This window comes from Streptomyces sp. NPDC048290, from assembly GCF_040652095.1.
Taxonomy (GTDB): Bacteria; Actinomycetota; Actinomycetes; order Streptomycetales; family Streptomycetaceae; genus Streptomyces.
Window position 1 is genome coordinate 293189 of record NZ_JBEZLM010000010.1, and the last position, 24040, is coordinate 317228.

A 24040-nucleotide genomic window follows, 5' to 3' on the forward strand; every position below is an offset into this window, starting at 1 on the left:
CGGCTACACATGTACGTGGGGACCTTGTCCTTCGACCTGCTCCTCGGCGACGTCCACTCGCTGAAGGAGAAACGCTCCCTGGTCCGCCCCATCGTCGCCGAGCTGCAACGCAAGTACGCGGTCAGCGCGGCCGAGACCGGTCTCCAGGACCTGCACCGCAGGGCCGAGATCGGACTCGCGGTGGTCTCCGGCGACCCGGGACACCTCACCGACGTACTCGACCGCTGCGAGCGGCTCGTCGCGGCGCGGCCCGAGGTGGAACTGCTCTCGGTCCGACGCAGACTGCACAGCGACGACGACTGAAGCGGCGCACACTGAAACACGAAGAAGAAAGCACGTAAGGAGACGGACCAGTGGCCGACAACGCGCGCGCCAAGAGGCTGGCGGACCTCATCCGAGAGGTGGTGGCCCAGAAGCTCCAGCGCGGGATCAAGGACCCGCGACTCGGCTCGCACGTCACCATCACGGACACCCGCGTCACGGGTGACCTCAGGGAGGCGACCGTCTTCTACACCGTGTACGGCGACGACGAGGAGCGTGCCGCCGCCGCGGCCGGTCTGGAGAGCGCCAAGGGCATCCTGCGCTCCGAGGTCGGCAAGGCGGCCGGGGTGAAGTTCACACCCACCCTGGCCTTCGTCGCCGACGCCCTGCCGGACAACGCGCGGACCATCGAGGACCTCCTCGACAAGGCCCGCCAGTCCGACCAGAAGGTGCGTGAGGCGTCCTCCGGCGCCACCTACGCCGGAGACGCCGACCCGTACAAGAAGCCCGGTGACGACGAGGACGACGCCGCCGAATGACGCAGCAGCCCACCCCGCCCGACGGCCTGGTCATCGTCGACAAGCCGTCGGGCTTCACCTCGCACGACGTGGTCGCCAAGATGCGCGGCATCGCCCGTACCCGCCGCGTCGGCCACGCCGGCACGCTCGACCCGATGGCCACGGGCGTCCTCGTCCTCGGCATCGAGCGCGCCACCAAGCTCCTCGGCCACCTCGCGCTGACCGAGAAGGAGTACCTGGGCACGATCCGCCTGGGCCAGACCACCGTCACCGACGACGCCGAGGGCGAGATCACGAAGGCGGCCGACGCCTCGAAGGTCACCCGCGACGCCGTGGACGCCGGGGTCGCCGCGCTCACCGGACCGATCATGCAGGTGCCGTCCAAGGTCAGCGCCATCAAGATCAACGGGGTGCGGTCCTACAAGCGGGCCCGCGACGGCGAGGACTTCGAGATCCCCGCCCGCCCCGTCACCGTCTCCTCCTTCGGCGTGTACGACGTCCGGGAGGCCGTCGCCGAGGACGGCACCCCCGTGCTCGACCTGGTCGTCTCCGTCGTCTGCTCCTCCGGCACCTACATCCGCGCCCTCGCCCGCGACCTGGGCGCCGGGCTGGGCGTCGGCGGCCATCTGACCGCGCTGCGCCGGACCCGGGTCGGCCCCTACAAGCTGGATGCCGCGCGCACCCTGGACCAGCTCCAGCAGGAGCTGACCGTGATGCCGCTCGCCGAGGCCGCCGCCGCCGCGTTCCCCCGCTGGGACGTCGACGCGCGCCGCGCCCGGCTGCTGGCCAACGGGGTCCGGCTGGAGCTGCCCGAGGAGTACGCGGGCTCCGGTGCCGTCGCCGTGTTCGGACCGGACGCGCGGCTGCTCGCGCTGGTGGAGGACCAGAAGGGCAAGGCGAAGAGCCTGGCCGTGTTCGGCTGAGCCCCGGGGACAGGGGGCCCGAGATCCGTCCGTGGAGCGGCGGCCACGGGGTCGTGCCTGTCCGCCGCTCCACGGTCCCCCCTCGGTTCCCCCACCCCTAGGGTTATCCATCCGACGCGTTCTGTTCACCCGTTCAGGCAGGCGCTTGGAGTGAACCGCAGGAGTGGAAGGGGGCGCGTTCGCCACACGGTGTGTTCCCCTGATCACCGCACGCCTACCGTCGTACACAGGTACGTCGCGGGCGGGGAGGTTCGACCATGGCGGAACGGGCCGGTCGTTCCCAACCCGGGGAAGCCATCGGCGCGGCGGAGGGGCCCGCCCTCGTCCATCTCCACGATCTCGCCGGACGCCCCCGGGGCCTCGGCTTCCTCGCCGATCACCACGGCACCCTGATCACCAGCCATGAGGCCGTCGACGGACTGCGCCGCCTGGTGCTGCGGGCCGCCGGTGACCGCGCCTGCACGGTCACCGCCGACGACATCACCCTCCTGCCCGGCCGCGACCTGGCCCTCGTGAGGACCGACGGGCTCGGCGTCGACCCGCTGCCGGTCGGGGTCCGCGACCGGATCGGGTCCGGCACCTATGTGCGGCTGGCCGCCGGCTGCTGGCGCGAGGCCCGGGTGCTCGGCACCGCCGAGGTCACCTACACCGCCACCGACCGCTTCCACCTCATGGACGACGCCCTGGAACTGGCCATCGGCACGGCCGGGCGGGACGCCCTGCGGCTCGGCGGCGGAGCGGCCGGCGGCCCGGTCCTCGACATCGCCACCGGCACGGTGATCGGCGTCGTCGGCACCGCCCTGCGCTCCGGGCTGCGGGACAGCGGCTTCGCCGTGCCACTGCGCCCGGCCGCCGACGGCCCGCTCGCCGAACTCCTGGCCCGCAACGCCGCCACGGTCCCCGCTTACGGCGCCGACCTCAATCTCGCCGGAGTCCTGGAACTCACCGCGACCTCCGTCGGCTCCGACGCCCCCGCCGACACCCTCGCCGGGCGCCCCACCGTCGTCCCCGTCGAACGGGCCGCCGTCGCCGCCGAGTTCGCCGCGTTCACCGACGGCGGCGCCGATGTCCTCGCCCTCGTCGGCCCGCCCGGCAGCGGCCGTACGACGGAGTTGGCCGCGCTCGCCGCCCGGCGTGGCAGCGGACGCGCGCCCGCGCCGACGCTCTGGCTGCGCGGCGCCGACCTCCAGAACTGGGACGGCTCGGTCGCCGACGCCGCCGACCGGGCGCTGGCCCGCGCCGCCCGGATCGTCGCCGCCTCCCGCCCCGAACTCCCCGAACAGCTCGGGGACCTGGCCCCGGCCCGGCTCGCCCGGCTGGCCCGCGCTGCCGGGCGCCCGCTGCTGATCCTGCTCGACGGGCCCGAGGAGATGCCGCCGGTCCTCGCCCACCGGCTCGGCGAGTGGACCGAGAACACCGCCCGCTGGCTGCGCGAGAGCGGCGCCCGGATGGTCGTCGGCTGCCGCGCCGAGTACTGGGAGAAGGCGGGCGAGGGCTTCGCCGTCGGCATCGCCGCGGGCGTCGGCTATGAACTCGGCGCCGACTACGACCCGCGCGGCGCCGCCGTGGAACTGCCCGCCCTCGTCCCGCTCGGCGACCTCACCCCACCCGAGGCCCGCGAGGCCCGGCAGCGCTACGGCATCCCCGAGGGCGCCCTCACCCCCGCCGACGCCCGCCATCCCCTCACCCTGCGGCTGCTCTCCGAGGTGCGGGCCGCGCTGCCCGACGCGCCCGAGCCCCGCTCCCTCGACCGCTACGACGTGCTCGCCGCCCACCTCGACCTGATGTGTCTGCGGATCGCCGTCCGGATCGCCGCCGAGAACGGGGTCGCGGGCCGGGCGGTACGACGGCTCGCGACCCGGGTCGCCGGACAGGTCCACGAGGCCGCGCGGGGCAGCCTCGGCCCCGGACAGGGCGAGCTGGACCGGGTCACCTTCGAGGCGGTGTTCCCCTGGGGGCCCGCGCCCCGGCGGCTCGGCGCCGCCACCGGCTGGGCCTCCGCCGTCCTCGCCGAAGGGCTCCTCGTCCCCGCCGGAGCCGGATACCGCTTCGCCCACGAGGAGCTGGCCGACTGGATCCAGGGTATGCACCTCGACCTGGACGAGGCCCTGCGCGCCCTCGTCCACCGCCGCCGCGAACAGGCCGTCGAACCCAACCCGTTCCCCGTGCCCCACCATCGCATCGGACCCGTCGTCCAGTCCCTGCTGCTCCTCGCCCGCCAGCAGGGCACCTACCAACTCGCCCTGAAACTGGAGGAGCTAGTGGGCGCGCTGGACGCCGAACCCGACTCCTGGTGGGCGGTCCGGCTGCTCGGCGAGGTGCTCCGCCAGGTCCCCGACGCCACCCCGTACGTCCCCGTGCTGCGGCTGCTCGCCGACCGGATCGTGCTCTGGCGCGGCTACGGACGGCCCGTCCCGGCGGAACTCGGCCCTGGCCTCTGGAGCGGGCTCGCCGTGCCCGAGCCCGAACGGCTGGACCTGCTGCGGCGGCTGGTGCTCGCCGACCCGGCGCCCGAGGAGAGCGACGGGCCGCGCTTCCTGGACGCCGTTGCCGCGCTGCTCGCCGCCGACCCCGGCGCCGTACAGCCGCTGCTGATCCGGTGGTTCGACGACGAGCGGGCGCTGCCCGCGACCCCGCACGCCACCGTGGCGACCGCCGCGCAGGCCCTGCTGCACACCCACCGGCGGCGCGCCCTCGACGATCTCACCGAGGCCCTCGCCGAGCACGAGCATCCGCGCGCCGGTGAACTCCTCGCCGTCCTCGCCGAGGAGGAGCCGTCCGCGATCTGCCGGGCCGTGGACCGCTGGGCCCACGACCAGCGCCCGGCCCGCCATGAGACGGCCATGGTGTACGGACTGCACACCGGGCCGTACGCCCGCACCGACGCCGACCGCGATCTGCTCCGCTATGCCGCGCTGTGTGTGCTCGCCGGGCCCGCCGACGCCCCGCTGCACGGCGCCGCGCTGGGCATCCTGGTCCGCGACCCGCGCAGCCGCGCCCGGCATCTGCCGAAGGCCCTCGCCCGGTTCGGCGCGGGCGACCCGCGGCTGCCCGCGCACGCCCTGCTGGCGGCCCTGAACACCCATCCGGAACCCGTCCTGGAGGCGTTCCGGACCCGGCTGGCGTCCGGCGGCGGCGGTGCGCTCGCCCTGGACCGGGGCGCGGGGGACGCCCTGCGCACACTGCTCGACGCCACGCCCGCCCCGCTCGCCCGCCGGGTCGCCGTCCTGGTCGGCGAGACGGTGGAGCGGCGACCGGAGTGCGCCGGGGCGGTCGCCCAGTGGGTGGACCGTGGCCTGGAGGAGCCGGAACAGGGCCGTACGGTGGTGTTTCCGCTGGTCACCGAGTTGCTGGAGGGCGGCTGCGAGCGGGCTCGGGGGGCGCTGGCGGGGGTTCTGGGCGGCGGAGGGCTCGCCTCGGGCCGATCCCTGCGGGGCGAGCTGCGGGAACTGCTGCTGGCTCGGGAGCGGGAGCCGGGGGTGTTGGACGCGCTGCTGCGGGGGGTGGTGGCGGGGTGGGAGGGGGCGGGGGAAGGGGCTCGGGAGGCGTCCCGGGAAGGGGCTTGGGAGGGGGGTTGGGAGGGAGCGGGGGAGGGGGCGGGGGAGGGGGCTGCGCCGGGGGACCGGCCTATGGATCGGCCTATGGGTCAGCCGGGGGGCCGGCCTATGGATCGGCCTATGGGTCAGCCGGGGGGCCGGCCTATGGACCGGCCTACGGATCGGCCGGGGGACCGGCCTATGGACCGGCCTATGGACCGGCCTATGGATCGGCCTATGGATCGATCGGCGGATCGGGAGCTGGCGCGGATGGTGCGGCGGATCGGGGTGCTGCTGGTACGGACGCCGGAGGGCGCGGCCTGCTTCGACCGGGGGCTGGTGGACCTCGGCCGTCATGTGCCCGGCTTCGCCGCGCAGGTCGCGGGCTGGCTGACCGAGGCGCCGGGGGAGTGGGCGGCGATGGTGGGGCCGAGTACCCGCCGGATGATCGGCAGCCTGGCGGGGGTGCGGGTACCGGCCTGAGGACGGGGCGGGGTGCCGCGCGGGGCGGGGCGCGGATAGCGGCTGGCGGGGCGGGCCGGGTCGGGGTGCCGGGCCGTGTGGGGCGCGGACAGCGGCCTGGGCGGGCGTGCGCCCGGTCACAGCGTGGACGCCGATGCGGGGCGGGGCCATCGGGCATGGCACCCTTAGACCTGCATAAGAAGCGTCCGTTAACGCAGACACGGGTTCGAGGAGCGGTCACAGTGCAACGCTGGCGTGGCTTGGAGGACATCCCCCAGGACTGGGGGCGCAGCGTCGTCACCATCGGCTCCTACGACGGAGTGCACCGCGGCCACCAGCTGATCATCCGGCACGCCGTGGAGCGCGCCCGCAAGCTGGGCGTCCCGTCCGTCGTCGTCACCTTCGACCCGCACCCCAGCGAGGTCGTGCGCCCCGGCAGCCATCCGCCGCTGCTCGCCCCGCACCACCGCCGCGCCGAACTGGTGGCCGAACTGGGCGTCGACGCGCTGCTGATCCTCCCCTTCACCGCCGAGTTCTCGAAGCTGTCGCCCGCCGACTTCATCGTGAAGGTCCTGGTCGACAAACTGCACGCCAAGGCGGTCGTCGAGGGCCCCAACTTCCGCTTCGGCCACAAGGCCAAGGGCAATGTGGAGTTCCTCGCCGCGCAGGGCGAGGTGTACGACTTCGAGGTCGAGGTCGTCGAGCTGTATCTGTCGGGGGAGGCGGGCGGCGGACAGCCGTTCTCCTCCACCCTGACCCGGGGACTGGTCGCCTCGGGCGATGTGGCGGGCGCGGCCGAGATCCTCGGGCGCCCCCACCGGGTCGAGGGCGTGGTCGTGCGCGGCGCCCAGCGCGGACGCGAGCTGGGGTATCCGACGGCCAACCTGGAGACCCTGCCGCACACCGCGATCCCGGCCGACGGGGTGTACGCGGGGTGGCTGCACGCCCAGGGCGAGGCGATGCCGGCCGCGATCTCGGTGGGCACGAACCCGCAGTTCGACGGGACCGAGCGCACGGTGGAGGCGTACGCCATCGACCGGGTCGGGCTCGATCTGTACGGGCTGCATGTCGCCGTCGACTTCCTGGCGTTCGTCCGCGGCCAGGCGAGGTTCGAGTCGCTGGACGGGCTGCTGGAGCAGATGGCGGTGGATGTGAAGAAGTGCCGGGAGCTGGTGGCCGACGCGGAGGCGGAGGCGGCGGCCGTGGAGTGACGGCGGGTGGGTGTCGTATGCGGAAGGGCGGCCGGTGCTGGTGAGCATCGGCCGCCCTTTTGTGTGTCCGGTTACTGCTGGGGCGGTTGCTGGGGCGGGTGAGGGGGCTGTGCCTCGGGCGGGGTCGAGGGCGGTGTCGGGCTCGGGGTCGGCTGGCCCTGCTGCTCCGGGATTTCCGGCTGGGGCGGCTGGGGCGGCTGGCTGCCGGGATGCTGCGGGTAGCCGTAGGGCTGGGCCGGGGGCTGCGGGTATGCCTGCGGCGGCTGGGCGGGGTAGCCGTAGGCGGCGGAAGCGGGGGGTGTGGGGTGTGCGGGGGGCTGGCCGGGGTGTCCGGGCTGACCGGGGTGTCCGGGGTGTTCGGGGTGTCCGGGCTGGACGAAGGCGGCGGGGGCGCCCTGGGCCGGGGGCTGGGGCTGGGCGGGGACGGGGGGCTGCGGCTGGGGCTGGCCCGGGAACGCCTGGCCGGGGTACGCCTGGCCGGGGTGGGGCTGACCTGGGTACGGCTGCCCGGAGTAGGGCTGGGCCGCGTAGGGCTGGCCGGGTTGGCCCTGCGCCGCGTAGGGCTGGCCGGGAAACGCGGGACCCGGCATCGGCTGACCCGGGTACCCCGGCTGCCCCGGGTGTCCTTGCTGTCCCTGCTGCCCGGGGTATGCCTGCTGGCCCGGCATCGGCTGGCCAGGTCCCGGCATCGGCTGGCCCGGCATCGGTGGTGCGGCCACCGGCGGCGGGTTGCCGTCGTTCGTCCACAGCCCGTGCATCTGCTGGTGCCGTACGAAGTCCTCCGCGACCAGCGCCGCGAGGTTGAAGTACGCCTCGCGCACCTTGGGCCGCATCATGTCGAGGTCGACCTCGGCACCGGCGGCGAGATGTTCGTCGAAGGGCACCACGACCACTCCGCGGCAGCGGGTCTCGAAGTGCGCCACGATGTCCTCGACCTTGATCATCTTGCCGGTCTCCCGGACCCCGGAGATGACCGTGAGGGAACGGGACACCAGATCCTGGTACCCGTGCGCCGACAGCCAGTCCAGCGTCGTACTCGCGCTGGACGCCCCGTCCACGGACGGGGTGGAGATGATGATGAGCTGGTCGGCCAGGTCCAGCACCCCGCGCATGGCGCTGTACAGCAGTCCCGTGCCGGAGTCGGTCAGGATGATCGGGTACTGGTTGCCGAGGATGTCGATCGCACGCCGGTAGTCCTCGTCGTTGAAGGTCGTCGAGACGGCCGGGTCCACGTCATTGGCGATGATCTCCAGCCCCGAGGGGGCCTGCGAGGTGAACCGCCGGATATCCATGTACGAGTTGAGGTACGGGATCGCCTGCACCAGGTCCCGGATGGTCGCCCCGGTCTCGCGCCGCACCCGGCGGCCGAGCGTGCCCGCGTCCGGGTTGGCGTCGATCGCCAGGATCTTGTCCTGCCGCTCGGTGGCGAGCGTGGAGCCCAGTGCGGTGGTCGTCGTGGTCTTGCCGACGCCGCCCTTCAGGCTGATCACGGCGATGCGGTAGCAGGACAGCACCGGTGTACGGATCAGCTGGAGCTTCTGCTGCCGCTCCGCCTCCTCCTTCTTGCCGCCCAGCTTGAAACGTGAGCCGCCGCCGACCGGGCGGCTGCTCTTCGCCTTCTGCCGCTTGGTGTTGAGCAGCCGGTCCGAGGACAGTTCGACGGCGGCCGTGTAACCGAGGGGCGCCGCGCCGGGGTTGGTCGGCTGACGCTGGTCGTGCTGGAGGGGTTGGGGCCAGGCGGCGCCGGTGCGGGGGTCGATGGGGGGTTGGGGGTGGGGGTGAGGCTGCGGCTGGGGTTGGCCCTGGCTCTGACCCTGGCTGGGGATCGGGTCATGGCCCGGTGCCGGTGCCGGTGCCTGTCCTTGGGTGCGAGGGTCCGCGCCGGGCTGCGGCTGCGGCTGCTCCGGGTGAGGGGGCTGGTGGGGCGGCTGCGGGAAGCCGTAACCGCCGTGTGCGGGGGGCGCGATGGGCTCGGTGGGGGCGGGGACCCCCGGTTGCGGCTGCGGTTGTGGCTGAGCCGGGTGCTGAGGGAAGCCGTAACCGCCTGGCGGGACCTGAGGTGTCGGCGGCTGCGGGAATCCGTAGCCAGGCTGCGGCTGGGCCTGGGGCGGTGCCTGAGGCATCGGCTGGTACGGCTGCACCGGCCACTGGGCGGCCGGGACGGGCGCGGACGGCTGGTACGACGGCGGCAGCGGCGGTACGCCGGTCGGCGGGGCGGGCGGGGGAGTCCAGCCCGGGGTCTCCGCCTGGGGCGCGACCGGTGGAACGGGCGGGACTTGCGGGACGGGAGGCGGGGTCGGGGCGTCGGCCGCGGTGTCAGCGCCAGCGTCGGCATCGGCGTCGGCGTCGGGAGCGACCGTCCCGGTGGAGTCCGCGCCGCTCTCCGCGTCCCCGTCGTCCGCCTGGTCGGACGCTGACGTCTCGTCCGCACCGCCTTCGACGTCCCCGTCGGTGTCTGCGTCTCCGTCCGCGTCGCTCTCCTCGGGCGTCGGCGCGGCGACCACCTCGGGGGTGGCCTCTTCGGTGCTGTCATCTGGCACGGGGGAAGGTGTCTCGGCGTCAGCTCCCGCCCCGGCGTCGGGACGAGCCTCGGCCTCGGCCGCGGCGCCGGCATCGGCGTGGGAGCTGGAGTCGGCGTCGGAATCGGCGTCGGGACCAGCCTCGGTGTCGGTCTCCCCCCGGCCCCCGCCCGCCGCCCCGGCGTCGCCCTCCGCCGTCAGTTCCGCCATCTCGCGCTTGAGCGCGACGGCGGAGAATTTCATCGTGGCGTTGCTCTCCAGATCCCCGTTGTCCGGCTCCGCGTCGGCCGTCGACATCCAGGCGGGCGGCAGCCCACCCGGCTGCGGTGCCTGCGGCTCGAACCCGCTGCCCTCCGGCAGCCGCGGCACATCGACCGACGGCGGGGGAGGCGCGGTGAACGGCGTACCCGCACCGGGCGTGTGGCCGACCGGCGGAACCGGCGCAACTGGTGCAACCGGTGCCACCGGCGGAACCGGTGCCACCGCGGGCGGGGTCGCACCAGTCTCCCCGCCCCCTGAAGCCCCCTCCGGGCGACCCGCGCCCGCACCCGTACCGGCACCAGCACCAGCACCAGCACTCTGAGCCGCACCCGCACCCGCACTCGCACTCGCACCCGTCCCGGACGCGTTCTGCGTGTACCAGGCGGGCGGTGCGTAGTCGATGGTGAACTCGCCCGTCATCTCCACGGAGGCATCCGTATCGGGCTGGTCATCGTCGGGCGACGCCCAGCCCCCGCGGTTCCCGTCCCGATCGCTGCTCACAGTTCCTCCTGATGTGGTCGAGCACCCTCATATCGTGCCGGGGCGACCCTTGCCGTCGTCCACCGTCGTCGTCCGCATCACCGCGCGGTCCCCCCCCGGGTCACTCCCGGAACGCGCGTCACCCGATGACGGGGTGCTCGCGATTGCCCCACCCCAGCCTAATCATGAAAGGGACGACGACGGCAGGCCCGCCCGCACCCGGGCACATGTCCGTGCGCGACGGGCAGCGGCGGTCCGTCCGGATGCCGGACCCGAACGGCGTCAGGTCGGCGTCAGGTCGGCGTCAGTCCATCCGGCGGGCCACGCCCAGCAACCCGATCTCCGCGTCGGTCGGTTGGGTCATCACATACTGCCGGTCGCGCTCGGTGCACCACAGGGTGACGCCGTCGGCGAGGGTGGGCAGCGACTCGTACTCGGGGCGGGGGAGCCCGGTCACCCGGCCGATCTCGCCGGCCTCGTCCGGGGACACCCGCTGCACTCCGATCAGCCGTGCCTGCCGCATCAACCGGGGGGCGACCGGGCTGAGATAGGGCAGCAGGGTCAGCACCGACTGCCAGGGCGCCGACACGACCCGCCCGCGCGGCGGGCGCATCCCGCAGTCCCGGATCACCAGCACCGGCCCGCCCGCCGAGGCGCCCAGCGGCGGCACCCGGCCCACGTCGTGCACGGTCATCCCGGACTGGCCGCCGCCGACCGCCTGCACCACCTGGGCCCAGTGCGCCGGGCGGCCGGTCTCGACGGCGACCCGGGCGCCGGTGGCCGCCGACCGCAGCGCCAGCACCTGGGCCGTCCACAGACCGCCGATGAGCAGGATGTCGAACGGTGTGGGCCGGTTCACGCCCAGGACCGCCGGGTGGCCCTCGGCGTCGACCCCGACCACCACTCCGTCGTCACCGATGGGCAGGGACAGCGCGTCGAACTGGTCGACCGGGAGGGCGTGCCGCGGATGGCGGGGCCCGAGCAGCCCGAAGCCGGTGCGCGGCCGTTCACCGGGAGCGGGGTCATGTGGGCCCGCCGGGGACGACGGCACATATGAGGGCTGCATGGACTGCATGGAGGGTGTGGAGGGTGTGGGAGACCCTGTCATGGCCATCAGCGGGCACCTCCGAGCGGCAGGGTGGCGAGGACACCGGGGAGCTGTTCGCGGTCCAGCCGGGCGAGCCCGGTGCGCAGTTCACGGGCCGCGCGCTCCAGATCGCGGCGGGAGGTGGCCAGTTCGCTGCTGCTGCGGCCGGTGATCCGGACATGGCCGGTGACCGTGACATCGCCCTGGCCGCCGTTCGCCAGGGTCAGGCTGAAGGTGGTCGCCAGCGCCGGGACGGCCGTCAACTGGGCCACCAGCTGTGGCAGCGGGACCCCGTCGCCGCCGAGCGGGGGCCAGCGGCGTACCCAGTACGTGGTGTGCCGCCGGTTGTCGCAGCGCCAGCTGCGGCTGGACTCCTCCGTGCGCCGCCGGGGCGCGTCGGCCTGACCGGCCTGTGCGGTGACCATGGGGTTGGCGCAGGCGGAGGTGGCGATCGCGGAGCTGATCTCCTCCTCCGTCAGCACATGGGCGCGGAACCCGGCCCCGGTCAGCCGGCTCGACAGATGCTCCGCCGACCGCACCAGGCACTTCTGCGCGCCGACCAGACCGCCGCCCCGCGCGGCGACCGCCTCGGCGCACAGCTCGGGGTCCAGCTTCAGCGCGATCCACATGATCCGCACGGCGGGGGCGGCGGTGTTCGCCTGGAGCTGGGTGTAGTTGGTGACCACGACCGACTGCTGCGGCAGATGCGGCGCGGGCGCGGGCTGGGTGTGCAGCACGATCTGCGCCGACTCCAGCCGGATGCCGTCGACGTCGAGCGCGTCCCGCACCAGGGCGACCGGCAGCGGTCTGCGGCTGCGCTCGGCCCGCAACGCCCCGGTGTCCGCCTCCACTTGGAGCAGCACGGTCAGGAAGCCGCCGTCGCCCACCATGCCCACCGGACGCCGGTCGTCGCCCCGGCCGAAGCTGTACGTCCGCAGGGCCGGGTCGCACTCCACGGCGGGCGCCAGCCCCGCGTCCGTGCCCGGCGGGAGGGCTCCGTCGGCGGCGCGGCGGCGCCGGGCCCGCAGCGCCTGCACCCCGCCCAGCCATTCCGGCAGGGAGCGCCCCCGGCGCCGTACCAGCGCGAGGACGACCAGGGCCGCGGCGACCACCGCCGCCGGGATCAGCGCGTACAGATGGATCAGCCAGCCGCAGACCAGCAGTGCCACGGCCAGCTCCAGCAGCACCAGGCGCTGCACGGCGAACGAGCCGCCGCGCCCGGAGCGCGACCGCAGATGCGGCGTCGCGCCCCCGCCGCCCGACGCCCCCGCGGACGGCCCGCCGGACCCCGGCGCGGTCCCCGGACCACCCGAACCGCCCGCTGCTGAGCCCGATTGCGATCGCGACCGGGTCCGCCGTACGGAAGCCATCACTCCAAAACCCCCCGAAGTCTGCCGAAATCCCTTGCGCGCGGGTCCTCTCCAGCCCCGCGCACCCTACCCGTGCGACACGCACGACCCCGCAACAGGCATAGTAGGGGCCGGGTCTGACAACCGAGGCACCAGAAGGCAACCGAGGGCGGGGGAACGGCCCTTCACGGGTCCCCCATGGCTCCGCACGGGGAGAGAGCGGACACAGATGGCATCACGGCGCGACGAACTCAACGCCTACACCTTCGCGAAGCGCCGCACTCTCGCGTCGTTCCTGCGGCCCTCGCCGTCCGGTTCGGAGGAGGGGGCGCCCCGACCGCTGAGCGCGGTGTGGCCCGGGGTGGTCGTGGGGATCGTGATCCTCGCGGTGTTCGGGGCCATCGGCCTGTTCAGCCCGACCGCGCCCAAGGGCTGGAACACGCCGGGCGCGCACGTCATCGTGGCGAGCAAGTCCACCACCCGGTACGTGGTCCTGAAGACCGGCGCCGACACCCAGCTCCACCCCGTCCTCAACATGGCGTCGGCCAAGCTGCTGCTCGACCCGAACAAGGACAGCGTCATCACCGTCGACGAGAAGGTCCTCGACAGCGGCGAGCCGCCGCACGGCGCCACCCTCGGCATCCCCTACGCCCCCGACCGCCTCCCGTCCGACGGCGAGGCGGAGAAGGCCAAGCGCTGGGCGGTGTGCGAGCGTCCCGGCGAGGGCGGGCGGGCCATCCAGAAGGCGGCGTTCGTCCTGGCCGAGAAGGACTGGCGCCGGACCGAGGGCGACAACCGGCTGACCGGCGGCGACCTGATGTACGTCGTGGGCCCCGACGGCGAGAAGCAGTACGTCGTCGACGCGCGCGGCACCGCCTACGAGCTGGGCGACCCGGCCGACAACGAACTCCTCAAGGCGCTCGACACGCAGGGCCGCGCACCGCAGCGCGTCTCCCAGGACTGGCTGGACACCCTGCACCAGGGCGACCCGCTCGCCGTCCCGGCCGTCGAGGGCACCCCCGGCGACCCCGCCGACGCCTTCGCCGACGCGGCCCTCGACGACGTCGACAAGGTCGGCATGGTCATCCGCGCCTTCGAGGGCCAGCGGATGCAGTACTACGTCGTCCAGCCCGGCGAGGTCGCCCGGATCTCGGAGTTCACCGCCACGCTGCTGCTCAACAGCGGTGACCTGGTCGCCGTCGGTCAGGCCGGCGAGGCCGAGCAGGTCAGCCCCGGCGCGGTGGCCGACAGCCGGGACTTCCCGGGCGAGCGGGACTGGCCCCAGTACCGGCCCCGGATGGTCAACGACACCGCCTCCGACGCCGGCCGTGATGCGGTCTGCGCCGTGCTGCGGTCGGTCGACGCCGACAGCGGGACGACGACCCTGTCCACCTGGGCCGGCACCGACTTCCCCGAGCAGCTGCCCACCGGCTCCTCCAGCGCCTACGTCACCCCCGGCTCCGGCCAGCTCTACCGCCAGTTCCAGGGCACCGAGACGGGCGCGGGCAGCGTCTTCCTGGTCACGGACACCGGGCTGCGCTACGCGATGCAGTCCAACAGCGACAGCGCCGGGGACGACCAGGGCATCGGCAGCTCGGCGGAACAGCGGGAGCGGGCGCTGAACGAGGCCAGGATCGCCCAGACCCGCCTCGGCTACGGGAAGGTCACCCCGGTGCCGGTCCCCGCCGCGTGGTCGGAGTTCCTGCCGACGGGCCCGCGCCTGTCGGAGTCGGCGGCGCGCCAGCCGCAGGGGTCGTGACCGTGGACGACGTGGACGACGTGGACGGGCGGGGGAGCGGGCACATGTGGGACGCCTACGCGAAGCGGGGACATGGGGCCCGGTCCGGCCGGGCGCTCCGCGTGTCGGCCCTGCTGGCCGCCACGGCCTGCACGACGACCGGACTGCTGGCCCTGCCCGCCCCCGCGCGGGCGGACGACGGCGGCCAGTGCACCTTCCCCTCGGAGCGGTACGAAGGCCGCCCCTGGGCCCTGCAACGCGTCAACCTGGACGAGCTGTGGGCGCAGTCCAAGGGCGCCGGGGTACGGGTGGCGGTGATCGACACGGGCGTGGACGTACGGCATCCGCAGCTGAAGGCGGCGGTCGACGCGTCGAAGGGCCGCAGTGTCCTGCCTCCCCAGGACGACAAGGCCGAGGACGGCGAGAAGCTGGACTGGGGCGCGGCGAACGGCACCACGGACACCGTGGGCCATGGCACACGCGTCGCGGGCATCATCGCCGCGCGCCCGGCTGAGGGCACCGGTTTCGTCGGGCTCGCCCCGGAGGCCACGATCATCCCGATCAAGCAGAACGACGCCGAGGGCAACGGCACGGCGGCGACCCTGGCGACCTCGATCCGCTACGCGGTCGCCCAGGGCGCCGGCGTCATCAACATCTCCCAGGACACGGCGAACGCGGTCCGTCCCGACGAGGCCCTGCAAGAAGCCGTGGACGAGGCACTGAAGGCCAAGGTGGTGGTGGTCGCCTCGGCCGGGAACGACGGCCTCGGCGGCAACGTCAAGATCACCTACCCGGCGTCCTACGAGGGGGTCCTCGCCGTCGCCTCCTCCGACCGCAACAACGAACGGGCCCCGTTCTCCCAGTCCGGCCACTTCGTGGGCGTGGCGGCCCCGGGCGTCGACATGATCTCCACGGTCCCCGGCGACGGCCACTGCCCGGACAACGGCACGAGCTTCTCGGCGCCGTACGTGGCCGCCGTGGCGGCCCTGCTCAAGTCCAAGTACCCGAAGTGGACCGCCCAGCAGGTGGTCGCCCAGATCGAACAGACCGCGGAACGCACCATCCCCGGCCATGACCGCAACCTCGGCTGGGGCGTCGTGGACCCGGTACGCGCCCTGACGGACGTTGACCCGAAGAACCCCGTCAACTCCCCCCAGCCGGACCCCCAGCCCCCCGCGGGCGCGGCCCCCTCGGTGGCCCCGGTCCACTTCGGCGAGACCCCGGACGAACGCAACACCCGGATGGGGACGTATGTGGTGGTGGGGGGACTGGTGTTGGTGGCGGGCTTGACGGGGACGGGGGTGGCGGTGAGGGACTCTCGACGGAGGAGGGGGAGGTCTGGACGAGGCTGAGGGCGGGGCGAGGGCAAGAGCGGGTGCCGCCGGTGACGGAGCCTACGGAGCCTGGAGCCGCCTCCTTATGGCACGGCTCGTACGCCGCCGCTGCTCATAGCGCCCCTTCCGCGCACTCGGCCGACCGCTGTACCTCCGCCGTGTAGGCGAGGATGACGCTCTTCATGGCGTCGGCGTCCTCGTGCTCCGAGTCCCACACCTGCACCGCCGCGTACAGCTCCTGCTTGTACGTTTCGTCAACACAGCCGCGGGTCTTGCCGAACGCTTCCGTCCCCGAATAGCGGAACCGCTCTCCGTCATGAGCGTGAGGCAGTTCCTCAAGTGTGAGACCGGCCGCGAAGTACGCGGTGGTCTTTCCCCCTTCGATCCATGCCTGCGTCGTCGTCATGATTTTCTTGTCGTCGACGGCGACATCGCATGTCTTCATTCCGGAGCCGTCCTTCTCCGACGAGGAGATCTCCTTTCCGGGAGGGAAGAACGGACGCAGGGCGTCAGTGACCGCCGTGCCGCACAGACCGCTGGGGATCGCGTACTCGCGCGTCTCCTCGCCTCCGCCGCATCCGGACAGAACGAGGCAGAGGGCGAGCGCCGCGGTGGGAGCGAGTGCACGGTGACGACGCTGGATGAGCGTGCGGTGTGCGTCGGCTGCCGGGGATGTGTGGGGCTGTATCACGGAATTGACTCCATGTCGGCCAGTGCGGGGGACGTTCGAGGTCAGTCGCTTGCGATGGTGCCAGGAGCTCGGCCCTCCAGGATCGCGCGAGAGTTGATGTATCCCTGTTGGGCCGCTTCTCGCGTCGCGATTCCAATGTCACCGGTCTCCAGGCCGTGCAGCCGCGCCGCCTCCCGGGCGGCGTTCTCCGTGACCCGGGTGTTCTGCTCGTACCCTTCTTGCCATACGTCCCCCGCGGCCTCCTGTGATCCCTCGGCCGCCTTGCCCTCGGCGTCACTGAAAACAGATTCCAGAACCATGCTGGAAACGGTTCCCGCGGCTCCTCCCGCCAACGCCCCCACCCATGGAGTGGCGACGAAGGACGTACCGACACCCACAACCGTGCCGACCGTGCCCGAGATGAGATTCTTCCTCTGGGCCACCGATTCGGCGTATTCCTTGTCTTTCCTCAGTGCCTCATCGCCGATGTACTCCTGAGCGCCGAGCCGGAGCGTTCCAGAGATTTCCCCGGACCTGATGGCGATGGAATTGACGATCCTTTCAGGGTCATCGGAATAGCGCATTTCAGGGGGGAGATTCGGGTTGAGGTGGTACTCCATCAGCTGCCCCATGTATGCCTTCTGTCCGACTTCCACGGTGGCGAACCCTTCCGGATTCTGGCCGACCGCGAAGAGGAGCTGACTCACCTCGGAGGGGTCGAGTTCAGCCTCGGTGCCGTCCACTGGAAAGAGTTTCACGATCTCTTTCCAGTTCTCGGCGCCGGGGTCCCGCTCCACACCGCTGCCGGACCGGTTGATGTCCGGCAGGTACTCCGATGTGATCTGCCCGATGCTGTCGGACATATAGCCGCTACCTGTGAGCCGCTCCGGATCGTCCGCGATCGACGAGACAAGGCTCTCCATGAGCCGCGCCTGTTCGGGACTGTGGTCCGGCGTGTCCGCCGTCGGCATCTCCCCCGCCGGATGCCCCGTGGTCGCCGCCTCCAGCGCCAGCGCCAGATTGTTCTTCCCCGTGTTGAGATCCTTGCCCGCAAGACTCGTCTCCTGCGGCCACTCCCGCTCCTCGAACAGATACTGGAAATTGGAGAGCGTGACCTTGCCCTGCTTACCGTCACCATCCGTGTCGCGTTCGAAGGGATTGTCCGGATCGCTGCGGGCGATGAACTCCTGGTTGAAGAAATCCGTCGCCGCGTCAGGACTGTTCGACAACCCCTTCAGGAAACCGGTCAGCGGATCGGACCCACTGTCCTCACCGATCCGGTTCAGCCACGGGTCCATCCCCATGTGCTGCCACGCCCTGTTCTCCCGCTCACCGTTGCCCGTCAACTCCCGCTCGGTGGCCATCAACTTCGTACCGTAGTCCCGCAAAAACTGATCGTCGTAGTCCCCGGTCCGCATGAGATTGCTCATCACCTGGAATCCCATAGGACCGCCGAGCCCACCCCCCACCGGCTTGTCGCCGATGTCGACCATCGTCCGCTTCCACTCCAGCATCGCGAGCGAATCACTCTGCGTGGCATTCGCCAAGGTCGTCCCCAAAGACCGCTGCAACTCGTCGAAGCGATCGAGACGCTCCCGGCCCAGCTCATGGTTCCCGCGATGCGGATCATTCACCCCGGCCCAGAACTCAAGCGTCCGCTCCGGCCCCAGCACCGTCGCGAACCGCTCCGCGAACAGCGCGTCACCCTCGTACTCCGCCAGCCCCCGCACCAGCCGGTCGAATTCCTCGACGCTCAGATCCCGCGGAGCCTGCGCCGCAAGCCTCGCCAGGCTCTCGGCCTGCCGCAGCGCCTCCGACGCGGAATCCCGGTCGGCATAGCGCACATCGGAGAACCCGAACTGACTCCGATCGGCGATCGCCCGCAACACCCGCCGCGCCGAATCGTCGCTCTCCGTCGCCCCGTCCAGGATTCCCTGAATACGGTCCCGAAGAGCGTCGACCCGCGCCTGATCGTCCTGGCCCGACTCCGGCGGAACGCTCTGGGTGACCATGAACCCACCCCCGCGCCCGACGACGGTCAGCCCCTGCCCCCGCCCGTCCTCAATGGCCTCCGTCAGCTGCCGGTGATAACCCTTCAGCTCACCCCGGGTGTCCCGCAGGATGCCGTGGATCGACGTGGCCTGCGTATGCGCGTCGGCGAACTCACCGGCGGTCTTCCCGATGAACTCCTTCGTCACCTCCGCGTTCACCCCGGCCCAGTCCGCCTGATTCGCCTTCTGCCGCAGACGTTCCTCGGCGTCCCGCTTCAAGGTGTGCAGTTGATCGACCAGCGTCGACCAGTCCGTCACCGCCTCGTCCAGCAGGGTGAAACTGGCATCACGCAGGGTGTCGAGATCCATGGGATTCCCTAGTCAGGAAGTCGGGCGGGGCAATGCGGGGGGAGCGAAAGGGGGGAGGAACCGGAGAGGAGGAAGCCCCCTCCCGTCCCCGCGCGGAGCCGTCTACTTTCCTTCGCCATCCCCATCACCCTTCCCCGCCGCGCCGTACACCGGATTCGCCGCCCCCGGCTGCCCCACCCGTTCGTCAAAACCGGCGTCCAGCGTGGCGATACCGCTCATCTGACGCTGGATGAAATTCTCGTCGCCGGTGTGAATGGTCCGAGTGACCTGGAGGTGGTTGGTGATCTGGGCGCACGCGTCCATCAGCGATCTGAGCTGTTCCTGCCAGCGGTTCGTCACATGCTGGAGGCCGTCCCCCAAGGCGAATCCCTGGGTCGTCAGGTCGCCCGCCGCCGCGTCACCACTGGGAACGGCCACCCTCGCCTTGTCCCAGAGATCGTTGTAGAGGTCGTGCGCCGAACGCCCGATCCCGGTCAGTGACTCGTTCGCCACCTTCAGATCCCCGTGCCGGCCGAGCGATCCACCACCGCGCGTACCGGGTGAACCGTCCCCGGGATCGAGCTGGTTCAGCTGCATCCCGGTCGACTGCCGCTCGGACGCCGCGGCCTTCAACTGCTCCCATTCGTCCCATGCCATGGGCGATTCCCGTCCCCCTCATGCCAGGTCGGCCGATCTGCCGCGATACGCGATATCGCCGCGCGGTGTGGCGTACGCAGCGTGCGCGGTCGTATGCCCTGTGTCATAGCCGCGGGCCAAATTAGCAGTGCGGGCTGAGGAGGTTCGTGGCAGAAAGGATCTGCCGCTCCATTCCGGCGTGAAGGTTTGGAGAAGGTGTCGCACATCGCACCTTCCCACCCCCGCCGCACGCACCTTCCCGCCCCTCCGCACCCACCATCGCGCCCGCGAACGCCCACCCCGATGCGCACCCGCCGCCCGCCCCTGCCTCATCCGGCACAGCTCCTTGCGCCTTGAACACGGCCGACTTCGCCTCCGTACGGTTGAGTGGAAATCCGGTGAAGACACCCGAACGCACGGCGCGCCCCCTTCCCGCCAACCCACTCGCTTCCTCCCGTGCCGCACGCAAACCGGCGAACCGGGCAATTCGCGGCGACCCGTCGCGGCTTGTAACTGAGTTGAGTCACACCCTGGTTGGAGTCGTTGAGGGTGTTGTCTACAGTGGTAAAGACGTTGTTAGGTGCGGAGCGGTTTGCGATCGTGTGGCCGGTGGGAGTCCGGCCGTGTCGAGCCGCCACGGGTGGATGGCAACGCACAACGGGGAACGGGGTGGAACGTCGTGCTTCCGGCGGATATGGGTGGAAGCAGTGCCGCTGACCTCCAGGTCAGCGGGGAATTGCTCAGAGATTTCGTGTCACGGGTCGATGGGGTGCTCTCGGACCTCGAAGCGTCCGCGGGCGATCCGGCGAAGGTACGGGCGCAGACCATCAGACAGACGTCCCTGAGCCAGGGGGCCGGAGGCGTCTTCGTCGAGGCGGATGCCCTCTACAGCCAGTACAACATCGTCCATGAACAGCTCACCAATCTGTCCCGGACACTGCATCTCCAGATCGAGGCGATCGGGATCGCGGTCAAGGGCGCGTCGATCGGGTTCGAGGCGTTGGAGGAGGAGCAGCGGCGGCGGTATTGGCAGATCCGTATCCAACTCGAACAGGCCGACGGCACGGCGGGGAAGGCGCGTTCGGATTCCGACGCGCCCGGAATGGGAGGTTGAGCGTGTCCGGCGATCAGCACGAGGCGGATCTGGAGCGCGTCTCCAACCAGAACTCCTTCGCGGACATAGCGCGCGTCGTCGAGCAACCGCAGGGCGGGCTGTTCACCGAGATGATCACCGCCCCCCTGCGGGCGGTCGTCGGGTCCACCGGTCAGGGACAGGCCGTATTCGGCAGTACCGACTTCGACCAGAAGGACCTCGACCTCAACCAGATGCTGGACATGGTCGAGCGGACCGACCCGGAGGATCTGGAATCCTCGGGCAAAGCTCTGTGGGACGCGCGCGACGCGATCAAGGCGGCGGCCGACGAACTCGACGGCCGCATCACCCGGCTCTCCTGGAAGGGCCAGGCAGGCAGTGACTTCCGCGGATACGGTGCCCTGCTCGTCACCGCCACCCAGGAACTGAGCAACTTCGCGGGCAGCGCCGGGGACCAGATCACCGCGGCGGCCGTCGGCCTCGCCTCGGTGCGCAGCGCCATGCCCCCACGCGACCCGAACAACCGCAAGCGGCCCAAGAACTTCACGGAGACCGAGCGGGCCGCGGACGACAAGGAGTACGCGGCGGCGGTCAAGGTCGAGAAGGACCGCCAGGAGGCCATCAACCAGATGAACCGCCTGGCGTCCTACTACGCGGTCTCCAGCCAGCAACTCCAAGTGCTCCAGGAGAAACCCCCCACGTTCCCGGACATGCCCAACGTGGGAGTGCCCCGGCCGGAGCGCCTGCGGGGAGGCCCGGGAGAGACAGGTCCCGCGGTGGTGACGAACCGGGACGACGGCGCCACACAGCCGCCGCCCGTACGTAACGACCCGCCTGACGTCATCAATGCCCAGCGTCCCCAGCCCGACGTCAACGGCCGCGTCACTCACCCTGACGACCCGGCCCGTCCGGACATCCCTCCGACCCGTCCGGACGTCAACACGGAACTGGACACCGTCGGCACGGTGCCGCCTCCCACCAGCACACCCCCCAACGGCCCCACTCCGCCGGTGACCGGAGGCCCACCCCCCAACGGCCAGCCCGGCCCGTTCCCGGGCGGCCCTCCGGTGGCGAACTTGTTCTCCGGCCGCAACCAGGGCAGCACAAGCGGTCAGCGCGCCCCTCTCACCGCACAGGGTCGCACTCGGCCCGGGGTCGACCCGGTGACCGGACGTCCGACTGGGACAGGCGGCGGGAATGCTATGGGTCGGCCGACTCCGACCGGTGGGACGAACCAGGCAGGGCGTTCGACCCCCACCGGTCAGCCGGGTGCGCGCGGCACCGGCCCCGGCGGTCGGCCGTACCCCATGGGCAGTCAAGGGGTGACCGGTGGGACACCACGTCCGGGCGGTACTCAAGGCCAGCGGACGGCCGGTACCCCGCCCACGGGAGCTGGCCGGAACAACGGGGTGGTCGGGGGACGGCCCGCCAACGCGGGCGGTACTCCGGCACGCGGTGGTGCGAAGATCCCCCGCGGTACGGTCATCGGCACGGGCGGCACATCCGCCTCCCGACCCGCCGCACGGCAGCAGCCCGGTCAGCGTGGCGTCGTCGGCGCTTCTCAGCCCGCGCCTCGCACCGGCGGGCGAGGTTCCTCCCCGTCCGTCACCGGCAACCCGGCGGGTCGCAACAGCCCCGCCAACGCCGAGCGCAACGGCATGACCCGGGGCGGCGCGGGACTCGTTCGCGGACTGTTCCGCCGTAACCGAAGGCGGGACGACGACCAGGAACGGGAGGAGAACCGCCGCCCCGACGACCCGACCGGCAACGAAGAGACCGAGCAGCCCGACCGGCCGCGGCGCGATGTGCCCCCGGCCGCCAACTGAGCATGAGCGAGGACTGACCACACCATGACGTCAGGGACCGGCCGACCGGCCGAGCGGACCGACCTCCTGCGGGCACGCAGGAGGGGGCGTGCGCGTGCCGCGGGCGCGCTCTTCGTCGTCCTGGCCGCCGTGAGCACGGGAAACGCACCGGCCGCGATGGCCGACACCCAGGCGGCCGATCAGTGGTACCTGGCCGAGATGCAGGCCGAGAAGATGTGGCAGATCAGTACGGGGGAAGGCGTGAAGGTCGCGGTCATCGACAGCGGCGTGAACCCCGATACGCCTTCGCTGAAGGGGCAGGTACTCGTCGACGAGGTACCAGAGTCCGTGGCCTACAAGGTCACCGACGACTACTCCGGTCACGGCACGTCCATGGCGGAGCTGATCGCCGGCACAGGAGCCGGCGGTGGCCTGAAGGGTCTGGCGCCGGGGGCGAAGATCGTGCCCTACCGCGTGGCACTGGAGGGGCTGAAGCAGGGCCCCGAGTACGACAAGACGCCTGAGCCCTCCGAGGTGCTGCGTGCTGTCGCCGACACCGACGCGAAGATCATCAACATCTCGTTCGGCGGGATGGCGACCGACGCGGACGTGGCGGCCGTCGAGTACGCGGCCTCGAAGGGAAAACTGATCTTTGCCGCGGTCGGCAATGAGGACTTCACCGACCTTCCGGCCGCCTATCCCTATGTCGTCGGCATCGGAGCCGTCGATCAGTCCTTCGAAGTCTCCGACTTCTCGCCGTCCGGCTACGCCGACCTCGTGGCGCCGGGTGAAGACATTCCCAGTTGGTGCGACGCGAAGTTCACTTCGTACTGCGAGGGGAGCGGTACCAGCCAGTCGACCGCCATCGCGTCCGCGGCTGCCGCCTTGATCTGGTCCGAACACCCGGACTGGACGGTCAACCAGGTCGTCCGTGCCCTGATCGACACGGCCAGCCGGGGCTGGCCGAAGGACAAGCCCAGCGGCAGCGCCGGCTACGGCTTCATCCGCCCCCGAGTGATCCTCGCAGACCCCGCCTACGACGCCGGAGCCCCCGACGTCGACCCCCTGGCGGACGTCAACGAGGGCGATCTGCTCGCCAAATCGGGTGAGAAGGCCGCCCCTTCCTCCGCCGACCCCTCACCCACGCCCCCCAAGAACTCCCCCGACCCCACCCCCGCCGGATCAGCCACCACCGCCTCCGAACCCGGCGACAGCAACACCCTGTGGATCGCCCTGGGCGCCACGGCCGCCGTGATCGTCGTCGGCGGGGCGGGCTTCGCCGTACTGCGCGCACGCCGGGCGAGGTGACGGCGTCGAGGACAGCTCGCCGCCCGAAAGGCCCCAGCCGCCCCCACCGTCCAGCCAACCCGCACGAACAGCACGAACCACACAGGAAGGGCAGGTCACCATGGCTACCGACCAGAAACTCGAAGACGCCGCAGTAGTCCAACTGCAGAAGCAGATGTTCGAGAAGTACGAGGGCATCCGCACCCGCGTGAGCCGTCTGCAGGGCGTCATCGACGGGCTGGAAGGTCAGTGGCAGGGCATCGGCCGTGCCGAGTTCGACCGTAAGCAGTACGAGATCAACGAGTCTCTCAAGGGCATCGGCGGCATCCTCGCCGAGGTCATGGAGGCCATGACGTCGGCCCGCAACATCAAGGACAGCAAGGAAGACGAGGTGCGCGCCTCGGTCAACCGGATCAACGTCAACGAGGGTGCGCCCACGGTCCAGTCGTCCGCGTTCAACTCCATGTGAGCCCCGGTCCGGGCGCGGACCACCCGGCACACGCCGCACCTCACCGTAGGCACCACCGTCAC

At 71.8% G+C, this 24040-nt stretch carries 17 protein-coding genes; 11 read left to right on the forward strand and 6 right to left on the reverse strand.

Annotation, left to right across the window (positions count from 1 at the left end; all coding sequences use genetic code 11):
- Window positions 1–9: 9 nt before the first annotated feature.
- The 5 genes from AB0D49_RS19890 (at window position 10) to AB0D49_RS19910 (ending at window position 6911) form a co-directional block, all read left to right on the forward strand.
- A complete protein-coding gene (locus AB0D49_RS19890; protein WP_362758834.1) occupies window positions 10–303 on the forward strand; it encodes a DUF503 domain-containing protein in 294 nt (97 codons plus the stop codon).
- A gap of 50 nt (window positions 304–353) precedes the next feature.
- Window positions 354–800 carry a 30S ribosome-binding factor RbfA gene (gene rbfA / locus AB0D49_RS19895; protein WP_362758836.1) on the forward strand — a complete coding sequence of 149 codons (447 nt, stop codon included), beginning with the start codon at window positions 354–356 and terminating at the stop codon, window positions 798–800.
- Complete coding sequence (truB, locus tag AB0D49_RS19900) at window positions 797–1702, forward strand: tRNA pseudouridine(55) synthase TruB (protein WP_362758838.1); 906 nt, start codon at window positions 797–799, stop codon at window positions 1700–1702. Before rbfA ends, truB begins: the two co-directional genes overlap by 4 nt.
- A 257-nt stretch (window positions 1703–1959) precedes the next feature.
- Complete coding sequence (locus AB0D49_RS19905) at window positions 1960–5721, forward strand: trypsin-like peptidase domain-containing protein (RefSeq protein WP_362758840.1); 3762 nt, start codon at window positions 1960–1962, stop codon at window positions 5719–5721.
- Between the two features lie 221 nt (window positions 5722–5942).
- Window positions 5943–6911 carry a bifunctional riboflavin kinase/FAD synthetase gene (locus tag AB0D49_RS19910; protein WP_362758842.1) on the forward strand — a complete coding sequence of 323 codons (969 nt, stop codon included), beginning with the start codon at window positions 5943–5945 and terminating at the stop codon, window positions 6909–6911.
- A gap of 71 nt (window positions 6912–6982) precedes the next feature.
- Here the strand turns inward: AB0D49_RS19910 and AB0D49_RS19915 are convergent, their stop codons facing one another.
- From AB0D49_RS19915 to eccE, 3 genes are all read right to left on the reverse strand, one after another.
- Complete coding sequence (locus tag AB0D49_RS19915) at window positions 6983–10192, reverse strand: SCO5717 family growth-regulating ATPase (protein ID WP_362758844.1); 3210 nt, start codon at window positions 10190–10192, stop codon at window positions 6983–6985.
- Window positions 10193–10475: 283 nt separating this feature from the next.
- Window positions 10476–11237 carry a hypothetical protein gene (locus AB0D49_RS19920; protein ID WP_362758915.1) on the reverse strand — a complete coding sequence of 254 codons (762 nt, stop codon included), beginning with the start codon at window positions 11235–11237 and terminating at the stop codon, window positions 10476–10478.
- A gap of 47 nt (window positions 11238–11284) precedes the next feature.
- Complete coding sequence (eccE, locus tag AB0D49_RS19925) at window positions 11285–12628, reverse strand: type VII secretion protein EccE (RefSeq protein WP_362758846.1); 1344 nt, start codon at window positions 12626–12628, stop codon at window positions 11285–11287.
- A 208-nt stretch (window positions 12629–12836) separates the two neighbouring features.
- On the opposite strand from eccE, the gene eccB reads away from it, so the two are divergent.
- Both eccB and mycP read left to right on the forward strand, forming a co-directional pair.
- Window positions 12837–14366: a type VII secretion protein EccB gene (eccB, locus tag AB0D49_RS19930; protein ID WP_362758848.1), complete on the forward strand. Its 1530-nt coding sequence runs from the start codon at window positions 12837–12839 to the stop codon at window positions 14364–14366.
- Window positions 14363–15697 (forward strand): type VII secretion-associated serine protease mycosin, encoded by a 1335-nt coding sequence (gene mycP / locus AB0D49_RS19935; RefSeq protein ID WP_362758850.1) that lies wholly within the window; start codon window positions 14363–14365, stop codon window positions 15695–15697. Before eccB ends, mycP begins: the two co-directional genes overlap by 4 nt.
- 94 nt (window positions 15698–15791) lie before the next feature.
- Here the strand turns inward: mycP and AB0D49_RS19940 are convergent, their stop codons facing one another.
- The 3 genes from AB0D49_RS19940 to AB0D49_RS19950 form a co-directional block, all read right to left on the reverse strand.
- Window positions 15792–16370, reverse strand: a complete 579-nt coding sequence (locus AB0D49_RS19940; protein ID WP_362758852.1) for a hypothetical protein — start codon at window positions 16368–16370, stop codon at window positions 15792–15794.
- A gap of 41 nt (window positions 16371–16411) precedes the next feature.
- Window positions 16412–18709: a DUF6571 family protein gene (locus tag AB0D49_RS19945; RefSeq protein WP_362758854.1), complete on the reverse strand. Its 2298-nt coding sequence runs from the start codon at window positions 18707–18709 to the stop codon at window positions 16412–16414.
- A 102-nt stretch (window positions 18710–18811) separates the two neighbouring features.
- The gene (locus AB0D49_RS19950) at window positions 18812–19345 is read right to left on the reverse strand and encodes a hypothetical protein (protein ID WP_362758856.1); all 534 of its coding nucleotides are present in this window, start codon (window positions 19343–19345) and stop codon (window positions 18812–18814) included.
- A gap of 730 nt (window positions 19346–20075) precedes the next feature.
- On the opposite strand from AB0D49_RS19950, the gene AB0D49_RS19955 reads away from it, so the two are divergent.
- From AB0D49_RS19955 to AB0D49_RS19970, 4 genes are all read left to right on the forward strand, one after another.
- Window positions 20076–20438, forward strand: a complete 363-nt coding sequence (locus AB0D49_RS19955) for a hypothetical protein (protein WP_362758858.1) — start codon at window positions 20076–20078, stop codon at window positions 20436–20438.
- A gap of 2 nt (window positions 20439–20440) precedes the next feature.
- A complete protein-coding gene (locus AB0D49_RS19960) occupies window positions 20441–22243 on the forward strand; it encodes a hypothetical protein (RefSeq protein ID WP_362758860.1) in 1803 nt (600 codons plus the stop codon).
- 24 nt (window positions 22244–22267) lie between these two features.
- Window positions 22268–23530, forward strand: coding sequence for a S8 family serine peptidase (locus tag AB0D49_RS19965; RefSeq protein ID WP_362758862.1), 1263 nt, complete (start codon window positions 22268–22270; stop codon window positions 23528–23530).
- A 100-nt stretch (window positions 23531–23630) separates the two neighbouring features.
- On the forward strand, window positions 23631–23978 hold the full coding sequence (locus AB0D49_RS19970) for a hypothetical protein (RefSeq protein WP_362758864.1): 348 nt from the start codon (window positions 23631–23633) through the stop codon (window positions 23976–23978).
- Window positions 23979–24040: the final 62 nt, after the last annotated feature.

Excerpts from the sequence above, each read along its gene's own strand:
- AB0D49_RS19920 (WP_362758915.1), bottom strand. The coding sequence starts at position 11,237 with ATGCAGCCCTCATATGTGCCGTCGTCCCCGGCGGGCCCACATGACCCC.
- AB0D49_RS19905 (WP_362758840.1), top strand. The coding sequence starts at position 1,960 with ATGGCGGAACGGGCCGGTCGTTCCCAACCCGGGGAAGCCATCGGCGCG.
- AB0D49_RS19890 (WP_362758834.1), top strand. The coding sequence starts at position 10 with ATGTACGTGGGGACCTTGTCCTTCGACCTGCTCCTCGGCGACGTCCAC.
- AB0D49_RS19950 (WP_362758856.1), bottom strand. The coding sequence starts at position 19,345 with ATGGCATGGGACGAATGGGAGCAGTTGAAGGCCGCGGCGTCCGAGCGG.
- AB0D49_RS19965 (WP_362758862.1), top strand. The coding sequence starts at position 22,268 with ATGACGTCAGGGACCGGCCGACCGGCCGAGCGGACCGACCTCCTGCGG.
- eccE (WP_362758846.1), bottom strand. The coding sequence starts at position 12,628 with ATGGCTTCCGTACGGCGGACCCGGTCGCGATCGCAATCGGGCTCAGCA.
- AB0D49_RS19945 (WP_362758854.1), bottom strand. The coding sequence starts at position 18,709 with ATGGATCTCGACACCCTGCGTGATGCCAGTTTCACCCTGCTGGACGAG.
- AB0D49_RS19970 (WP_362758864.1), top strand. The coding sequence starts at position 23,631 with ATGGCTACCGACCAGAAACTCGAAGACGCCGCAGTAGTCCAACTGCAG.
- eccB (WP_362758848.1), top strand. The coding sequence starts at position 12,837 with ATGGCATCACGGCGCGACGAACTCAACGCCTACACCTTCGCGAAGCGC.
- truB (WP_362758838.1), top strand. The coding sequence starts at position 797 with ATGACGCAGCAGCCCACCCCGCCCGACGGCCTGGTCATCGTCGACAAG.